Origin of the sequence: Streptomyces sp. WAC 04229, from assembly GCF_003947455.1 — a bacterium.
Taxonomy (GTDB): Bacteria; Actinomycetota; Actinomycetes; order Streptomycetales; family Streptomycetaceae; genus Streptomyces.
In genome coordinates, this window is the sequence record NZ_QHJH01000012.1 from 1 (window position 1) to 15,838 (window position 15,838).

Consider the following 15,838-nt stretch of genomic DNA (forward strand, 5'->3'; position numbering starts at 1 on the left):
GTCCCGCCCCACCCCCGGAGGGCATGGCAGGCTTGGGGCCATGGCCGCGCAGATCAACCCCAGCATCCTCTCCGCCGACTTCGCCCGCCTCGCGGACGAGGCCGAGGCGGTCTCCGGAGCCGACTGGCTCCACGTCGACGTCATGGACAACCACTTCGTCCCGAACCTCACACTCGGCGTGCCGGTCGTGGAGTCGCTGGCCAAGGCGACCGAGACCCCCCTGGACTGCCACCTGATGATCGACGCCCCCGACCGCTGGGCGCCGCAGTACGTGGAGGCCGGAGCCGGTTCCGTCACCTTCCACGTCGAGGCGGCCGCCGCGCCGGTGCGGCTGGCCCGGGAGATCCGCGCCAAGGGCGCCCGCGCGTCCATGGCGCTGAAGCCCGCGACGCCGATCGAGCCGTACGAGGACCTGCTCCCCGAACTCGACATGCTGCTGGTCATGACGGTTGAACCGGGCTTCGGCGGGCAGGCGTTCCTCGACATCATGCTCCCGAAGATCCGGCGCACCCGTGAGCTGATCAAGAAGCATGGCCTGGAGCTGTGGCTCCAGGTCGACGGCGGCGTGTCGGCGTCGACGATCGAGCGGTGCGCCGACGCCGGCGCGGACGTCTTCGTCGCGGGTTCGGCCGTCTACGGGGCATCCGACCCGGCCGAGGCGGTACGTGCACTGCGCACGCAGGCCGAGTCGGCGACCGCCGGGGCGTCCTGGTCCTGCGACCACTGAGGAACAGAACGTGAACGGCTCCCATCAGGGCTGATCAAGTGCGTCGAATCTGCAAGGATGAACGGCGTATCCAGAGTGTGAACAGCAGTGAGGAGATCGCCGTGTCGGGTATGTCGGCGGGCCGTTCAGCCATGCGGATGGGACCCGCTGAGCTGGTCCAGGCGGCGGCCATGGCCCGCCGCTTCTACCTCGAGGGCAAGTCCAAGATCCAGATCGCGGAGGAGTTCGGCGTCAGCCGCTTCAAGGTGGCCAGGGTCCTGGAGACCGCCCTTGAGCGAGACCTTGTACGAATCGAGATCCGGGTGCCGGCCGAGCTGGACGCGGAGCGCTCGGACGCGCTGCGGGCCCGCTACGGGCTCAGGCACGCCGTCGTGGTGGAGTCCCCGGCCGACGCCGAGGAGACACCCGACCCGGAGAACCTGGGCGAGGTGGCCGCCGACCTGCTCGGCGAGCTGGTCACCGAGGGCGACGTGCTGGGCCTGGCCTGGGGCCGGTCCACCATCCACATGGCGGCGGCGCTCGACCGGCTGCCGCCGTGCACGGTGGTGCAGCTGACGGGCGTGTACGACGCCGGGACCGCCGAACGCGGCTCGGTCGAGGCCGTGCGGCGCGCCGCGCAGGTGTCCGGCGGTGACGCGCACCCCATCTACGCGCCGATGCTCCTGCCGGACGCGGCCACCGCGCAGGCACTGCGCCACCAGACCGGGATCGCCCGGGCCTTCGAGTACTTCGACAAGGTCACGGTCGCCTGCGTCTCCATCGGCTCCTGGGAGCCGGGCATCTCGACGGTGCACGACATGCTCAGCGACGAGGAGCGCGCGCACTACGCCTCGCTCGGGGTCGCCGCCGAGATGTCCGCGCACCTCTTCGACGCCGACGGGCGCCGGGTCGGGCGGGACCTGGGGGAGCGGTGCATCACGGTCAAGGCCGACCAGCTCCGCCGCATCCCCGAGGTCGTGGCGATCGCGGGCGGGCAGCGCAAGGCGGCGGCCATCGACGCGGTGCTGCGCTCCGGGCTGGTCACCAGCCTGGTGACGGACACGTCGGCCGCCGACCACCTGATGACCCTGGGCTCGGCACCGAAGTCGACGCTCAACCGGGCAGACCCGGACGGGGTCTGACGGGCGCTCAGGACGAGACGGACGACCGGAACGGGAGAGGGCACGACATGACCGAGGATCCCGCGGGGCGGCTCGTGGTCACGCTGGACCTCGGCGGGGTCACGGACAAGGCGGGCCTGATGGAGCGCTGCGCCCGTGACCTGGCTCTGCCCGACTGGTTCGGCCGGAACTGGGACGCGCTCGCCGACTCCCTCTCCGACCCGTCCGTCTGGCCACCGGAGGCCCAGGAGCGGGGGCTCGTCCTCGTGGTGCGGGGCTGGCGGGCGTACGCCGAGGCGCGGCCGGACGAGTGGACCGTGGCCGAGGAGGTCTTCGCCGAGGCCACCGACCGCGGGCCGGGACTCTTCGTGACGCTCGGACCTGGAGGTTCCTCCAAGGAGGCTCCTGACCAGCCTGGATGATCTGCCCGGGGGTTGCCGGCGCCGGGCCGTGGGAGAATGAAGTACGTGCTCTTTCCCCCTGGCTGACCTGTCCGGGGGCCACCTCTGATCGACTGGGATGTGCAGCACGTGCGTTTCCTGAATGACATCCAGCCCTCGTACGACCTGACGTACGACGACGTTTTCATGGTGCCGAGCCGTTCCGCCGTGGGCTCCCGGCAGGGCGTGGACCTCGGCTCCCCGGACGGCACGGGCACCACCATCCCGCTGGTCGTCGCCAACATGACCGCCATCGCCGGACGCCGGATGGCGGAGACGGTCGCCCGGCGCGGCGGCCTCGTGGTCATCCCGCAGGACATCCCGATCGAGGTCGTCACCGAGGTCGTCTCCTGGGTGAAGAGCCGCCACCACGTCCTGGACACCCCGATCGTGCTGGCCCCGCACCAGACCGTGGCCGACGCGCTGGCCCTGCTGCCCAAGCGCGCGCACAACGCGGGCGTCGTCGTCGACGGTGACCACAAGCCGGTCGGCGTGGTCACCGACACCGACCTGACCGGCGTGGACCGCTTCACCCAGCTCGAAGAGGTCATGTCCAAGGACCTGATCCTCATCGACGCGGACATGGACCCGCGCGAGGCCTTCAACACCCTCGACGCCGCCAACCGGCGCTACGCCCCCGCCGTCGACAAGGACGGCCGCCTCGCCGGCATCCTCACCCGCCGGGGCGCCCTGCGCGCCACGCTGTACACCCCGGCGACGGACGCGAACGGCAGGCTCCGCATCGCCGCCGCGGTCGGCATCAACGGGGACGTCGCGGGCAAGGCCAAGCAGCTCCTCGACGCGGGCGTGGACACCCTCGTCATCGACACGGCCCACGGGCACCAGGAGTCGATGATCAGCGCCGTCAAGGTGGTCCGCGACCTCGACCCGCGGGTTCCGATCGTCGCGGGCAACATCGTCTCCGCCGAGGGCGTGCGCGACCTGATCGAGGCCGGCGCCGACATCGTCAAGGTAGGCGTCGGGCCGGGTGCCATGTGCACCACCCGCATGATGACCGGCGTCGGCCGGCCGCAGTTCTCCGCCGTCCTGGAGTGCGCCGCCGAGGCGAAGAAGTACGGCAAGCACGTCTGGGCCGACGGCGGCATCCGGCACCCGCGCGACGTGGCCATGGCCCTCGCGGCCGGCGCCTCCAACGTGATGGTCGGCTCCTGGTTCGCGGGCACCTACGAGTCCCCGGGCGACCTCCAGCACGACGCCAACGGCCGTGCCTACAAGGAGTCGTTCGGCATGGCCTCCGCCCGCGCGGTGCGCAACCGCACCTCCGAGGAGTCGGCGTACGACCGGGCCCGCAAGGGGCTGTTCGAGGAGGGCATCTCCACCTCCCGCATGTTCCTCGACCCGGCCCGCCCCGGCGTCGAGGACCTGATCGACTCGATCATCGCGGGCGTCCGCTCGTCCTGCACCTACGCCGGTGCCGGCTCGCTGGAGGAGTTCGCCGAGAAGGCCATCGTCGGCATCCAGAGCGCCGCGGGCTACGCCGAGGGCAAGCCGCTGCACGCCAGCTGGGGCTGAGCACCGGCTCGCGTCCGAAAGGCGTCAGGGCTGCTTGACGTCAAGCAGCCCTGACGGGACGCCGGCCGCATGGCGACACCGCAGGGCATCGAGCCGCAGCACACCCTGCTGACCGCCGTGGCCCGCCTCGACGAGCTGCGCGCCCGCGAGTCCCTCGCGGGGCTGGGCGGCGACGCGGAAGCCCTCGACCGTCCCCAGCTCCTGGAACTGCTCGCGCTGAGCGAGGTGGTGGCCCGCAAGGCCGCCTACGGACGCCGGCTCACCGTGCGTGCCGCCCGCGCGGCCGGTGCCTCCTGGTCGCAGACCGGGGCCACCCCCGGCACCGGCAAGCAGGCCGCCCGGGAGGCGCACCCGCGCTGGATCGACGCCCAGGAGGCCGCCCGCGACCGGCCCGGCGAGATCGGCCTCGACGCGGCGGAGGGGGCCGGGGCGCGGGCCGTCGCGGGCGCTCCCGACCGTCACTGACCAGGGACGATCCACCCTCCGCCGGCCCCACCGCGCAACGCCCCACGGCCCTCGCGCAACGAACACGCGCCATACCCCGGCGAACGCAACGATCGTGCCGGCACGCGCAAGGTTGCTGCATTACCCGGGCCGCGCCCCGCTCGTAGTGTTCTGCGCTGTACGTGGCGTGGCGGGGACCCCGCTCGGTGGGTTCCCGTTCGTTCCGCACGAGCGCGCCCGCCGGTCCCCGCCGCTCCCAGGCCCCGCCACCAGCCCGTCCGTTCACACGGCGGCGCCGACCGGCAGCGACAAAGGAGTCCACGCGTGCTCGACCAAGGCGCACCCCCGCACCACGACGCAACGGCCACCGCACCGTCCCCGGGCCTGGCCGCGCGCCTCGTGCGCCGCAAGCCCGTCGAACGACTGGTCGCCGAGGGCGGCCAGGGCGAGGGCGGCAGCCTCCGCCGCTCCCTCGGCCTCTGGCAGCTCACGATGATCAGCATCGGTGCCACCCTCGGCACCGGCATCTTCGTCGTCCTCGGCGAGGCCGTCCCCAAGGCCGGTCCCGCCGTCACGCTCTCCTTCGTCATCGCCGGCCTCACGGCGCTCTTCTCGGCCCTGTCCTACGCCGAACTGGCCGGCACCATCCCGGTCGCCGGATCCTCGTACTCGTACGCCTACGCGACGATGGGCGAGCTGGTCGCCTGGATCTGCGGCTGGTGCCTGGTCCTGGAGTACGGCGTGTCGGTGGCCGCCGTCGCCGTCGGCTGGGGCGAGTACCTGAACGAGCTGCTCGACGGCACCATCGGCGTCACCCTCCCCGCCGTCCTGTCGGCGCCACCCGGCGACGGCGGCATCTTCAACCTGCCCGCGCTGATCGTCGTCCTGCTCGCCATGACGTTCCTGCTGGGCGGCGCCCGCGAGTCCGCCCGGGCCAACACGATCATGGTCGTCGTCAAGATCGCGGCCCTGGTGCTGTTCTGCGCGATCGGCGTGCAGGGCTTCCGCTCCGGCAACTACGAGCACTTCATGCCGCTCGGCATGGCCGGCGTCAGCGCGGCCGGCGCGACGCTCTTCTTCTCCTACATCGGCTTCGACGCCGCCTCCACCGCCGGTGAGGAGGCGAAGAACGCCCAGCGCGACCTGCCCCGCGCGATCATGCTCTCCCTGATCATCGTCACGGTGCTGTACGTCCTCGTCGCGGCCGTCGCCGTCGGCGCGAAGCCCTGGCGGAACTTCACCGACTCCGAGGCGTCGCTCGCGCAGATCATGACCGACGTCACCGGACAGAGCTTCTGGGGCACCCTGCTGGCCTTCTGCGCGGTCGTCGCCATCGCCAGCGTCGTCCTGACCGTGCTCTACGGGCAGACCCGCGTCCTGTTCGCCATGTCCCGCGACGGACTGGTGCCCAAGGTCTTCTCCAAGGTCCACCCGAAGACCGGCGCGCCCCGTGCCAACACGCTGATCGTCTCCCTGTTCTGCGGCGTGCTGGCCGCCGCCATCCCGCTCGGGCAGCTCGCCGACGCCACCAGCATCGGCACCCTCTTCGCCTTCGCCCTGGTCAACGTGGCCGTCGTGGTGCTGCGCCGGACCCGTCCGGAGATGCCCCGCACCTTCCGGGTTCCGCTGTCGCCGGTGCTGCCCGCCCTGGGCTTCGGCTTCTGCGTCTGGATGATGGGCAGCCTGTCCACCGTCACCTGGGTGGTCTTCGGTGTCTGGATGGCGGTGGGGCTCGTGTTCTACTTCGTGTACGGCCACCGCCGCTCCCGACTCGCCTCACCGGACCCGTCAGAGGTCCGGACGCACCAGAAGTGAAGTGAACCGCCCGCAGTGCTGAACGAACTCGACGAACGCATCGTGCACGCCCTCGCCGAGGACGCCCGCCGCTCCTACGCGGACATCGGGCAGTCGGTCGGCCTGTCCGCGCCCGCCGTGAAGCGGCGCGTGGACCGGCTGCGCGCCACCGGGGCCATCACCGGCTTCACCGTACGGGTCGACCCCGCCGCGCTCGGCTGGGAGACCGAGGGGTTCGTCGAGATCCACTGCCGGCGCAACACCTCGCCGGAGACCATCCAGCGGGGCCTGGAGCGGTACCAGGAGGTCGTGGCCGCGTCCACCGTCACCGGGGACGCGGACGCGGTCGCCCAGGTCTTCGCCTCCGACATGCGGCACTTCGAACGGGTCCTGGAGCGGATCGCCGGGGAGCCGTTCGTGGAGCGGACGAAGTCCGTGCTGGTGCTCTCGCCGCTGCTGCGGCGCTTCTCGTCGGGGTCGCCCACGTAATCGGTGGGCAGGAGGCCCGGTGACGTCTAGCATCGGTGGCATGACCTGGCGACATTGATTCACCCATAGCGCCTTCTCCCGAGGGCCGCCCCGGACGCCGTACCTCCGGTGTCCGATCCGCCCCCTCGGGAAGGCCTCATGACTCTCTCACCCGAGCGTGCCCCCGCCACCGCCGGTACTCGGCGGCTGACGCGCACGTTGTACGCCTCCGCGTTCTGCGACGAGTTCGTCCTGCTCTACCCGGTGTACGCGCTGCTGTTCAGCGACACCGGACTGTCCGTCTGGCAGATCTCCTCGCTGTTCGCCCTGTGGTCGTTGACGGGCGTCCTGCTGGAGGTGCCCTCCGGCGCCTGGGCCGACGCCGTCTCCCGGCGGCTGCTCCTGGTCCTCGGCCCGCTGCTCACCGCCGCCGGCTTCGCCCTGTGGGTGCTCGTGCCCTCCTACGGCGCCTTCGCGCTCGGCTTCGTGCTGTGGGGGGCCGGCGGGGCCCTCGGCTCCGGCGCGCAGGAGGCGCTGGTCTACGACGAGCTGGACCGGGCCGGCGCGGCCGACCGGTACACCGGGGTCATGGGTCGGGCGCGGGCCATCGGCATCGCGGCGACGATGGCCGCGATGGGCCTGGCCGGTCCGGTGTTCGCCTGGGGCGGCTACGACGCGGTGGGCGCGGCCAGCGTGCTGATCTGCCTCGTCGGCGCCGCCGTGGCGACGCGCTTCCCCGAGCACCGCGAACCGTCCGTCGGCGGTCCCGGCTGGACCGCGACCCTGCGCGCCGGACTCGCCGACGTCCGCACCGACCGCTCGGTGCGCGGCGCGCTGCTGCTGGTCCCGGCCGTGACCGCGGTGTGGGGCGCGCTCGACGAGTACACGCCGCTGCTGGCGCTGGACACCGGCGTCGCGGAGGAGACCGTTCCGTGGCTGCTGCTGGTGATCTGGGCCGGAGCCACCGGCGGCAGCCTGCTGGCCGGTGCCGCGGACCGCCTGACCGCCACCGGGTTCGCCGCCCTGCTCACCGGCTCCGCGCTCGCCATGGCGGTGGGCGCCGCCGCGGGCACCCCGGCCGCCCTGGTCCTGGTCGGGCTCGCCTTCGGCGGCTTCCAGCTGGCGACCGTGCTCGCCGACGCGCGTCTGCAGCGGCGGATCGACGACACCGGCCGGGCCACCCTGACCTCGGTCGCGGGCCTCGGCACCGAGCTGGGCACCCTCGCCACCTACGGCGCGTACGCGGTCGCATCCTCGGCGACCGGGCACGGCACCGCGTTCGCCCTGGCCGCGGTGCCGTACCTGCTGACGGCGCTGGCCCTGGCCACCGCCGCGCGGGCTACAGCCTCGGCCGCCAGGGCACGACCGTGAAGTCGCCGCTGCCCTTCCTCACCTTCTCGAAGGGGGCCGAGCCGACGCACTTGGGAGGCTCCCCGCCCTCCACGGGGCTGCCCGTCGCCGCCCAGCTGTAGCCGAGCCGGTCGTGGCGGCCGAGGTCGTGGACCGTGACGCCGACCCGCCTGCCCTCGGCGCCCGGCAGGTCCGAGTCGGTGATGACGCCGGAGACGACGGCCACGTCGCCGCCGGTCAGGAGGCAGTCGACGGTGGCCTTCGCCCTGGCGCCCCCGCCGTCGAGGTAGTGGCTGAACGCGAACGTCCCGGTGGCCTCGAGCGGGTTGTCGTCGTGCTCCGCCGCGAGGTGGGCGTCGAAGGTGAAGGTGATGTCGTCGCCCGCCGACCGGTAGAGCTTGGCGCTGCCGGTCAGCGCGGCGGCCTCCCGCGGGGGCGGCCCCTGCGGGAGGCCGTCGTGCGGCCCGGAGGCGACCGCGGCACCGGTGGTGACGGCGGTGAGCAGCAGGGCGACGCAGAGCGCGGCGGTCGTCGTACGGCTTCGTTTCATGGCGGTCCCCTCGGTGGGCGGGTGGCGGCGGACTCGAACGTCCACCACTGTCCCGTCGCCGCACCCCCGCCACATCGCCCCCCGGGGCGGGACCGCCCTCCGCCGCGCGGCGGGGAGCATCCGCCGGGGATGCCACCCGAGGAGGAGCGGGCGCCCGTGCCGGCGCCCCGCCGGGCGGGCCCGGGAGCGTGGGCCGGGCGCCCGTCCCGCGCCGTCGGCGGCCGCGCACAACGAATCTCCGCGCCGTGCCCGACGCACGCAACGAACCGCTCCGCGGTGCGCAACAGGTCCGTCTTGTCCGGCCGAGTCCGCCGACCGTACCGTCTATCTGGCCCCCCGACCCCCTCCCACCGGTGAGGAACACGCATGCGCACCGCCCTGCTCCAGAGCTCCGGCCGGCCCGGCTCCACCGCCGAGAACCTCAAGGTCCTCGACGAGGCCGCCGGCCGGGCCGCCGCCGCGGGCGCCGGGCTGCTCGTCACCTCGGAGCTGTTCCTGACCGGGTACGCGATCGGCGACGACGTCGGCGTCCTCGCCGAGCCCGCCGACGGCGACTCGGCCGACGCCGTCGCGGAGACCGCCGGACGCCACGGCCTCGCGATCGCGTACGGCTACCCCGAACGGGAGGGCGAGCGGGTCTTCAACTCCGTCCAGCTGATCTCCGCCGACGGCACCCGCCTGGCCAACTACCGCAAGACCCACCTCTTCGGCTGCTTCGAGCGCGACCACTTCACCCCCGGCGAGCAGCCGGTCGTGCAGGCGCGGCTCGGCGGCGTCACCGTCGGCCTGATGATCTGCTACGACGTGGAGTTCCCGGAGAACGTCCGCGCCCACGCCCTGGCCGGCACCGACCTGCTGCTCGTGCCGACCGCGCAGATGCACCCGTTCCAGTTCGTCGCCGAGTCGGTCGTGCCGGTGCGGGCCTTCGAGAACCAGATGTACGTGGCGTACGTCAACCGGGCCGGCCAGGAGGGGGAGTTCGAGTTCGTCGGCCTCTCCACCCTCGCCGGGCCCGACGGCACCGCCCGCGCGCGGGCCGGCCGCGCCGAGGAACTGGTCCTCGGCGACGTGGACCCGGCCCTCCTCGCCGCGTCCCGCGAGCACAACCCGTACCTGACCGACCGCCGCCCCGGTCTCTACGGGTCCCTCGCCTGAACCCCACCGTCACCCCCTCCGTTCCACCCGTGCAAGGAGTCCGCACCCCATGACGTCCACCGTGCCCAACGCCGTCGAGCACGCAGACGAGCAGCAGCCGCCGATCACCATGTTCGGTCCGGACTTCCCGTACGCGTACGACGACTTCCTCGCCCACCCGGCGGGACTCGGCCAGATACCGGCGACCGAGCACGGCGCCGAGGTCGCGGTCGTCGGCGGCGGACTGTCCGGCATCGTGGCCGCCTACGAGCTGATGAAGATGGGCCTCAAGCCCGTCGTCTACGAGGCCGACAAGATCGGCGGCCGGCTGCGGACCGTGGGCTTCGACGGCTGCGACGAGTCCCTGACCGCCGAGATGGGCGCGATGCGCTTCCCGCCGTCCTCCACCGCCCTGCAGCACTACATCGACCTGGTGGGGCTCCGGACCAGCCCCTTCCCCAACCCGCTCGCCGAGGCGACGCCCTCCACCGTCGTGGACCTCAAGGGCGAGTCCCACTACGCCGAGACGCTCGACGACCTGCCGCAGGTCTACCGGGACGTGGCCGACGCCTGGGCGAAGTGCCTCGAAGAGGGCGCCGACTTCTCCGACATGAACCGCGCCCTGCGCGAGCGCGACGTCCCGCGCATCCGCGAGATCTGGTCCCGGCTGGTCGAGAAGTTCGACAACCAGACCTTCTACGGCTTCCTCTGCGACTCCGAGGCCTTCAAGTCCTTCCGGCACCGGGAGATCTTCGGCCAGGTCGGCTTCGGCACCGGCGGCTGGGACACCGACTTCCCCAACTCCATCCTGGAGATCCTGCGCGTCGTCTACACCGAGGCCGACGACCACCACCGCGGCATCGTCGGCGGTTCCCAGCAGCTGCCGACGCGCCTGTGGGAGCGCGAGCCGGAGAAGATCGTCCACTGGCCGCACGGCACCTCGCTCGCGTCCCTGCACGCGGACGGCGAGCCGCGCCCGGCGGTGACCCGGCTGAACCGCACCGCCGGCAACCGGATCACCGTGACGGACGCCGACGGCGACATCCGCACCTACCGGGCGGCGATCTTCACCGCCCAGTCCTGGATGCTGCTCTCCAAGATCGCCTGCGACGACTCGCTCTTCCCGATCGACCACTGGACGGCGATCGAGCGGACCCACTACATGGAGTCGTCCAAGCTCTTCGTGCCGGTCGACCGCCCCTTCTGGCTGGACAAGGACGAGGACACCGGCCGGGACGTCATGTCGATGACCCTCACCGACCGCATGACCCGCGGCACCTACCTCCTGGACGACGGCCCGGACCGGCCCGCCGTCATCTGCCTCTCCTACACCTGGTGCGACGACAGCCTGAAGTGGCTGCCGCTGTCCGCGAACGAGCGGATGGAGGTCATGCTGAAGTCGCTCGGCGAGATCTACCCGAAGGTCGACATCAGGAAGCACGTCATCGGCAACCCGGTGACGGTCTCCTGGGAGAACGAGCCCTACTTCATGGGCGCCTTCAAGGCCAACCTCCCCGGCCACTACCGCTACCAGCGCCGCCTGTTCACGCACTTCATGCAGGAGGAGCTGCCCGAGGACAAGCGCGGCATCTTCCTCGCCGGCGACGACATCTCCTGGACGGCCGGCTGGGCCGAGGGCGCGGTCCAGACGGCGCTGAACGCCGTCTGGGGCGTCATGCACCACTTCGGCGGGGAGACCGACGCGACCAACCCGGGCCCGGGCGACGTGTACGAGGAGATCGCGCCGGTGGAGCTGCCCGAGGACTGATCCACCGGGCGGTCCCGGGCGGGTCCGCTCAGACGCCGGCCGCCCGGGCCTTCTCGTACACCTGGGCGGCGACGTCCTTCAGCTCCTCGGCGTCCCGCAGGGTGCTCTGGAGGTCGAGCAGGACCTCGTCGAGGCCGAGGCCGGTGTACTCGGCGAGGTCGGCCACGATCTGGTCGACACTGCCGTGGAACGGGCGGCGCTCGGCGCTGTCGTCGGTCGCCGGGGAGTAGCGGGCGTTGACCCGCAGCGAGGTCCGGATCGGCGCGGTGCGTCCGCGCTCGTCGGCCAGCTCGCGCAGCTGCCGCCACTGCGCGGCCACGGCCTCGGCGCCGACGCCGGTGGGCAGCCAGCCGTCGGCGTGGTCGACCGGGCGGCGCCGGCCCCTGCCGCTGCCGGCGGCCAGCAGGATGGGGATCGGGCGGGCGGGCTTGGGCCCGACCACGGCCGACGCGATCCTGGTGACGTGGCCGTCGTAGACCACCGGGTCCGGGCCCCAGACGGCCCGGCACACCCCGATCAGCTCGTCCAGGGCGGCACCGCGCTCGGCGAACGGCCGCACGGAGGCCGCCGCGTACTCGTCGTGGGACCAGCCGGTGCCGAAGCCCGCGACCACCCGGCCGCCGCTGGCCGCGTCCAGTGTGGCGAGCGTCCTGGCCAGCTGGAACGGCACGTGCAGCGGGGCCACCAGGACGCTGGAGCCCAGCTCCGCCCGTTCGGTGGCCGCGGCGGCGAGGGCCAGGGTGACCAGCGGTTCCGCCACGTTGCGGTACTCGTCGGGCCAGGGCAGGCCCTCGATGCCGTACAGCCCCTGGGTGGCGGGTTCGGGGAACAGGGCCCGTTCGAAGACCCAGAGACTGTCGTAGCCCGTTCGTTCCGCCGCGCGGGCGACGTCGGGGACGTCCTTGCCGATGTCGTACTGGCGCATCTGGGGGAGGCCGAGTCCGAGCCGGATCGTCATGTCTGGGTGCTCCTTCGCAGTCGGGGTGCGATGTCGCGCATGCGTGCAACGTACAACGAACGGGCCGCGGTTGCCCCGTGCGCAGCGGCGGCGGCCGGGTTCAGTCCGGCAGCGGGGTGAGCAGCATGCGTCCGGCGAAGCCCACGGCCGCGTCCAGCCGTTCGGTGAACTCCCCGGCGACGTCCGGCAGCCGGCGCAGCGCCCACAGCGCGCGGGCCGCCGCCCAGGTGGCGTCGCGGGCACGGTCCAGACTCCAGGAGCCGAGCAGATGGGTCAGCGGGTCGGCGATCTGGAGGAGGTCGGGGCCCGGCATCAGCTCGTCGCGGACGCGCTCCTCCAGCGAGACGAGGAGATCGCCCACGCGGTCGAACTCGTCCTCCAGGTCGGCGGGTTCGCAGCCGAGCGTACGGCAGGTGTCCACCACGGCCAGCGCCAGATCGTGACCGATGTGCGCGTTGATGCCGGCCAGCGCGAACTGCAGCGGGCGTACGCCGGGATGGCGGCGGAACTGGAACACGGGCCGCCAGCACGCGGGCGGACGGCGGTCCTGTGCCGCCGCGTCCACGGCGCCCAGGAACCGCTCCGCGAACCGCACGTCCAGCGCGATCGCCGCCCGGGCGTCCGTGAACCGGCCGCTGTCGATGTGCCGGTCGACCTCCTCCGTGACGGCGAGGTAGACGCGGTTGAAGACCGCCACCCCGTCCCGGCCGGGCAGCGACGCGTCGAGGGCGCGCATCCGGGTCAGCACCGAGTCCACCGTCCGGACGGCCGTCGGTACTTGCTCGCAGTGGGCCATGGCGGCAGCGTCGCAGCTTTAGGGTGACGGCAGTGCCGGCGGGCCCGGCGCTTCCCCAGAACGGGGGAACGCGCCCGCCGCGCGGGGGAGGGGGAACCGTACGTGTCAGGCCATCGTGCCCGGCGCCGGGCCGCCCGCAGGGTGGAGCGCGGACGCGCCGCCCGGCGCGGCGCGATGGCCGCGCTGGCGTCCGTCGTGGTCGCGGTGGGCGCCGCGACCGGCATGCTGACCGCGCTCGGCGACGACGGTGGCGGCGGAGCGGACGAGGCCCGCCCGGCCGTGACGCGCACGCCGTGGCCGAAGCCCCCGCCCGCCGTGCCGTCGCCCTCGGACTCGGCCCCGGCGTCGGTCTCCGCCTCGCCCCCGGCGCGGAAGGCGAGCGGTACGCCCTCTCCGGCGCGTACGCCCCGGACGGCGCCGTCCCGTACGGCCGAGCCCGCCACCCTGCTCTACCGGCACCCCGAGTCCCAGGTCCTGGACTGGGTCCGGGCCCACCCCGAGGATCCGCGCCGGGACGTCATCGCGTCCCGGGTGGCCGGCCGCCCGGCCGCCGTCTGGTTCGCGGACTACACGCCCGCCACCCTCACCTCCCGGGTCCGCGCCGTCACCTCCGGGGGCGCCGCCCGGGGCCGGGTGCCGGTCGTCGTGCCGTACGCGATTCCCGACCGCGACTGCGGCGGCCACTCCCAGGGCGGGGCGCCGGATCTGGACGCCTACGACGACTGGATCGACCGGTTCGCGGCCGGGCTCGGCTCCGGCGAGGTCATCGTGATCCTGGAGCCCGACTCGGTCGCGCAGGCCGACTGCCTGTCCGCGGGGGAGCGGGCCGACCGCTTCGCCTCCCTGGCCCGGGCCGGGCGGGTGATGAAGAACGCCAATCCCGCCGCCCGGGTCTACTTCGACGCGGGCCACTCCGGCTGGCACGCGCCGGCCAGGCAGGCGGCCTGGCTGAAACAGGCCGGGGCCGCCTCGCCCGACTCCTCCGACGGCGTCTTCAGCAACGTCTCCAACTTCCACGCCACCGCCGACGAGATCGCCCACGACCGCGCCGTCCTCGACGCCCTCGGCGGCCCGCCGGGCCTCGGCGCCGTCATCGACACCAGCCGCAACGGCAACGGCGCGCCGTCCGACGGCGAGTGGTGCGATCCGGCCGGCCGCAGACTCGGGCGCGCGCCGACCCTGCACACCGGCATGGGACGCGTCGACGCCTACCTGTGGGTCAAGCTGCCCGGCGAGTCCGACGGCTGCCGGGGGAAGCCGGGCACCTTCACACCCTCGTACGCCTACGACCTGGCGCGCTGAGCGCCCGGATCGTCACCCCCGCCCTTCTCGTCGTACGAGGACGTCCCCTCGTCGAGCAGCGGCTGCTGTGTCTTGAGGTGGGCCGGGGCGAACGCCCGCAGCGCGTGGTAGCCCGTGATGACGACCAGGGTGCCGAGCGCGATGCCGCTGAGCGAGAAGGTGTCGGTGAACTCCATGCTGACGTTGCCGACGCCGATGATGATGCCCGCGGCGGCCGGCACCAGGTTGAGCGGGTTGCGCAGGTCGACCTTGGCGTTGACCCAGATCTGGGCGCCGAGCAGGCCGATCATGCCGTAGAGGATGACGGTGATACCGCCGAGGACACCGCCCGGGATGGCCGCCACGACCGCGCCGAACTTCGGGCAGATGCCGAAGAGGAGGGCGAATCCCGCGGCGGCCCAGTAGGCGGCCGTCGAGTAGACCCGGGTCGCGGCCATCACGCCGATGTTCTCGGAGTACGTGGTGTTGGGCGGGCCGCCCACCGCGGTGGACAGCATCGAGCCGACGCCGTCCGCGGAGATCGCCGTGCCCAGCTTGTCGTCGAGCGGGTCGCCGGTCATCTCGCCGACCGCCTTGACGTGCCCGGCGTTCTCCGCGACCAGCGCGATGACGACCGGCAGGGCGACCAGGATCGCCGACCACTCGAAGCTCGGCCCGTGGAAGGACGGCAGACCGATCCAGTCGGCTTGGCCCACGGCGGACAGGTCGAGGCGCCAGTGGTCGGTGACCTTGCCGCTGCCGTCCACCGAGTGGATCTTCCCGAAGACCAGGTCGAGCACCCAGGACAGGAGGTAGCCGAAGACCAGCCCCAGGAAGATCGCGATCCGGGACCAGAAACCGCGCAGGCAGACCACGGCCAGACCGGTGAACAGCATCACCAGCAGCGCCGTCCACTGGTCCTGCGGCCAGTAGGTGGACGCGGTGACCGGCGCCAGGTTGAAGCCGATCAGCATCACCACCGCACCGGTGACGATCGGCGGCATCGCGGCGTGGATGATCCGCGCCCCGAAGCGCTGCACGGCGAGACCCACCAGGAACAGCGCGGCGCCGACCACCAGGACCGCGCCGGTCACCGTGGCGCTGGTGCCGCCCTGCGCCCGGATGACCGCGGCGACGCCGACGAAGGAGAGCGAGCAGCCCAGATAGCTGGGGACCCGGCCCCGGGTGGCGAGCAGGAAGATGACGGTCGCCACGCCCGACATCATGATCGCCAGGTTGGGGTCCAGGCCCATCAGGACCGGAGCCACGAAGGACGCCCCGAACATGGCCACCACGTGCTGGGCGCCGAGCCCGGCCGTGCGGGGCCACGAGAGCCGTTCGTCCGGGCGGACCACCGCTCCGGGGGCGGGGGTCTTCCCGTCCCCGTGCAGCTTCCAGCGCACGCCGAGGTCCATGGTGAGGTTTCGCTTTCTCTGTACGTGAGGACGGTCCGGACCATTGTCAGGGACACCGGCCCCGCTCACGTCCCACCCCC

15 protein-coding genes are annotated in these 15,838 nt (G+C 72.9%); 11 read left to right on the forward strand and 4 right to left on the reverse strand.

The features are described 5' to 3' along the window. Nucleotides 1-40: 40 nt before the first annotated feature. From rpe to DMH12_RS05585, 8 genes are all read left to right on the forward strand, one after another. Entirely contained in the window at nt 41-727 is a 687-nt protein-coding gene (rpe, locus tag DMH12_RS05550; protein ID WP_125490418.1) for a ribulose-phosphate 3-epimerase, read from the forward strand. A 77-nt stretch (nt 728-804) separates the two neighbouring features. After that, a complete protein-coding gene (locus DMH12_RS05555) occupies nt 805-1,848 on the forward strand; it encodes a sugar-binding transcriptional regulator (RefSeq protein WP_125490419.1) in 1,044 nt (347 codons plus the stop codon). A 47-nt stretch (nt 1,849-1,895) separates the two neighbouring features. Then, nucleotides 1,896-2,249: a barstar family protein gene (locus DMH12_RS05560; RefSeq protein ID WP_125490420.1), complete on the forward strand. Its 354-nt coding sequence runs from the start codon at nt 1,896-1,898 to the stop codon at nt 2,247-2,249. Between the two features lie 108 nt (nt 2,250-2,357). Continuing rightward, nucleotides 2,358-3,800 (forward strand): GuaB1 family IMP dehydrogenase-related protein, encoded by a 1,443-nt coding sequence (locus tag DMH12_RS05565; RefSeq protein ID WP_185832161.1) that lies wholly within the window; start codon nt 2,358-2,360, stop codon nt 3,798-3,800. A 69-nt stretch (nt 3,801-3,869) separates the two neighbouring features. Continuing rightward, entirely contained in the window at nt 3,870-4,265 is a 396-nt protein-coding gene (locus DMH12_RS05570) for a hypothetical protein (protein ID WP_125490422.1), read from the forward strand. A 303-nt stretch (nt 4,266-4,568) separates the two neighbouring features. Further along, nucleotides 4,569-6,059 carry an amino acid permease gene (locus DMH12_RS05575; protein WP_125490423.1) on the forward strand — a complete coding sequence of 497 codons (1,491 nt, stop codon included), beginning with the start codon at nt 4,569-4,571 and terminating at the stop codon, nt 6,057-6,059. 15 nt (nt 6,060-6,074) lie between these two features. Continuing rightward, nucleotides 6,075-6,527, forward strand: coding sequence for an Lrp/AsnC family transcriptional regulator (locus tag DMH12_RS05580; RefSeq protein WP_125490424.1), 453 nt, complete (start codon nt 6,075-6,077; stop codon nt 6,525-6,527). Between the two features lie 138 nt (nt 6,528-6,665). After that, entirely contained in the window at nt 6,666-7,877 is a 1,212-nt protein-coding gene (locus DMH12_RS05585; RefSeq protein WP_125490425.1) for an MFS transporter, read from the forward strand. Here the strand turns inward: DMH12_RS05585 and DMH12_RS05590 are convergent. Then, nucleotides 7,846-8,406 carry a Repetin gene (locus DMH12_RS05590; RefSeq protein WP_125490426.1) on the reverse strand — a complete coding sequence of 187 codons (561 nt, stop codon included), beginning with the start codon at nt 8,404-8,406 and terminating at the stop codon, nt 7,846-7,848. The two genes, DMH12_RS05585 and DMH12_RS05590, sit on opposite strands and share 32 nt — an antisense overlap. A gap of 366 nt (nt 8,407-8,772) precedes the next feature. On the opposite strand from DMH12_RS05590, the gene DMH12_RS05595 reads away from it, so the two are divergent. Both DMH12_RS05595 and DMH12_RS05600 read left to right on the forward strand, forming a co-directional pair. Next, nucleotides 8,773-9,561, forward strand: coding sequence for a carbon-nitrogen hydrolase family protein (locus DMH12_RS05595; protein WP_125490427.1), 789 nt, complete (start codon nt 8,773-8,775; stop codon nt 9,559-9,561). Between the two features lie 49 nt (nt 9,562-9,610). Continuing rightward, entirely contained in the window at nt 9,611-11,308 is a 1,698-nt protein-coding gene (locus DMH12_RS05600) for an NAD(P)/FAD-dependent oxidoreductase (RefSeq protein ID WP_125490428.1), read from the forward strand. 28 nt (nt 11,309-11,336) lie between these two features. Here DMH12_RS05600 and DMH12_RS05605 read toward each other — a convergent pair whose 3' ends face one another. Together DMH12_RS05605 and DMH12_RS05610 are read right to left on the reverse strand one after the other, a co-directional pair. Continuing rightward, complete coding sequence (locus DMH12_RS05605; RefSeq protein WP_125490429.1) at nt 11,337-12,266, reverse strand: TIGR03619 family F420-dependent LLM class oxidoreductase; 930 nt, start codon at nt 12,264-12,266, stop codon at nt 11,337-11,339. Between the two features lie 100 nt (nt 12,267-12,366). Next, entirely contained in the window at nt 12,367-13,062 is a 696-nt protein-coding gene (locus DMH12_RS05610) for a DUF5995 family protein (RefSeq protein ID WP_125490430.1), read from the reverse strand. A 174-nt stretch (nt 13,063-13,236) separates the two neighbouring features. On the opposite strand from DMH12_RS05610, the gene DMH12_RS05615 reads away from it, so the two are divergent. Continuing rightward, nucleotides 13,237-14,364 (forward strand): glycoside hydrolase family 6 protein, encoded by a 1,128-nt coding sequence (locus tag DMH12_RS05615; RefSeq protein WP_125490487.1) that lies wholly within the window; start codon nt 13,237-13,239, stop codon nt 14,362-14,364. On the opposite strand, the gene DMH12_RS05620 is transcribed toward DMH12_RS05615, so the two are convergent. Continuing rightward, complete coding sequence (locus tag DMH12_RS05620) at nt 14,346-15,758, reverse strand: uracil-xanthine permease family protein (RefSeq protein ID WP_125490431.1); 1,413 nt, start codon at nt 15,756-15,758, stop codon at nt 14,346-14,348. The genes DMH12_RS05615 and DMH12_RS05620 overlap by 19 nt on opposite strands. Nucleotides 15,759-15,838 lie beyond the last annotated feature (80 nt).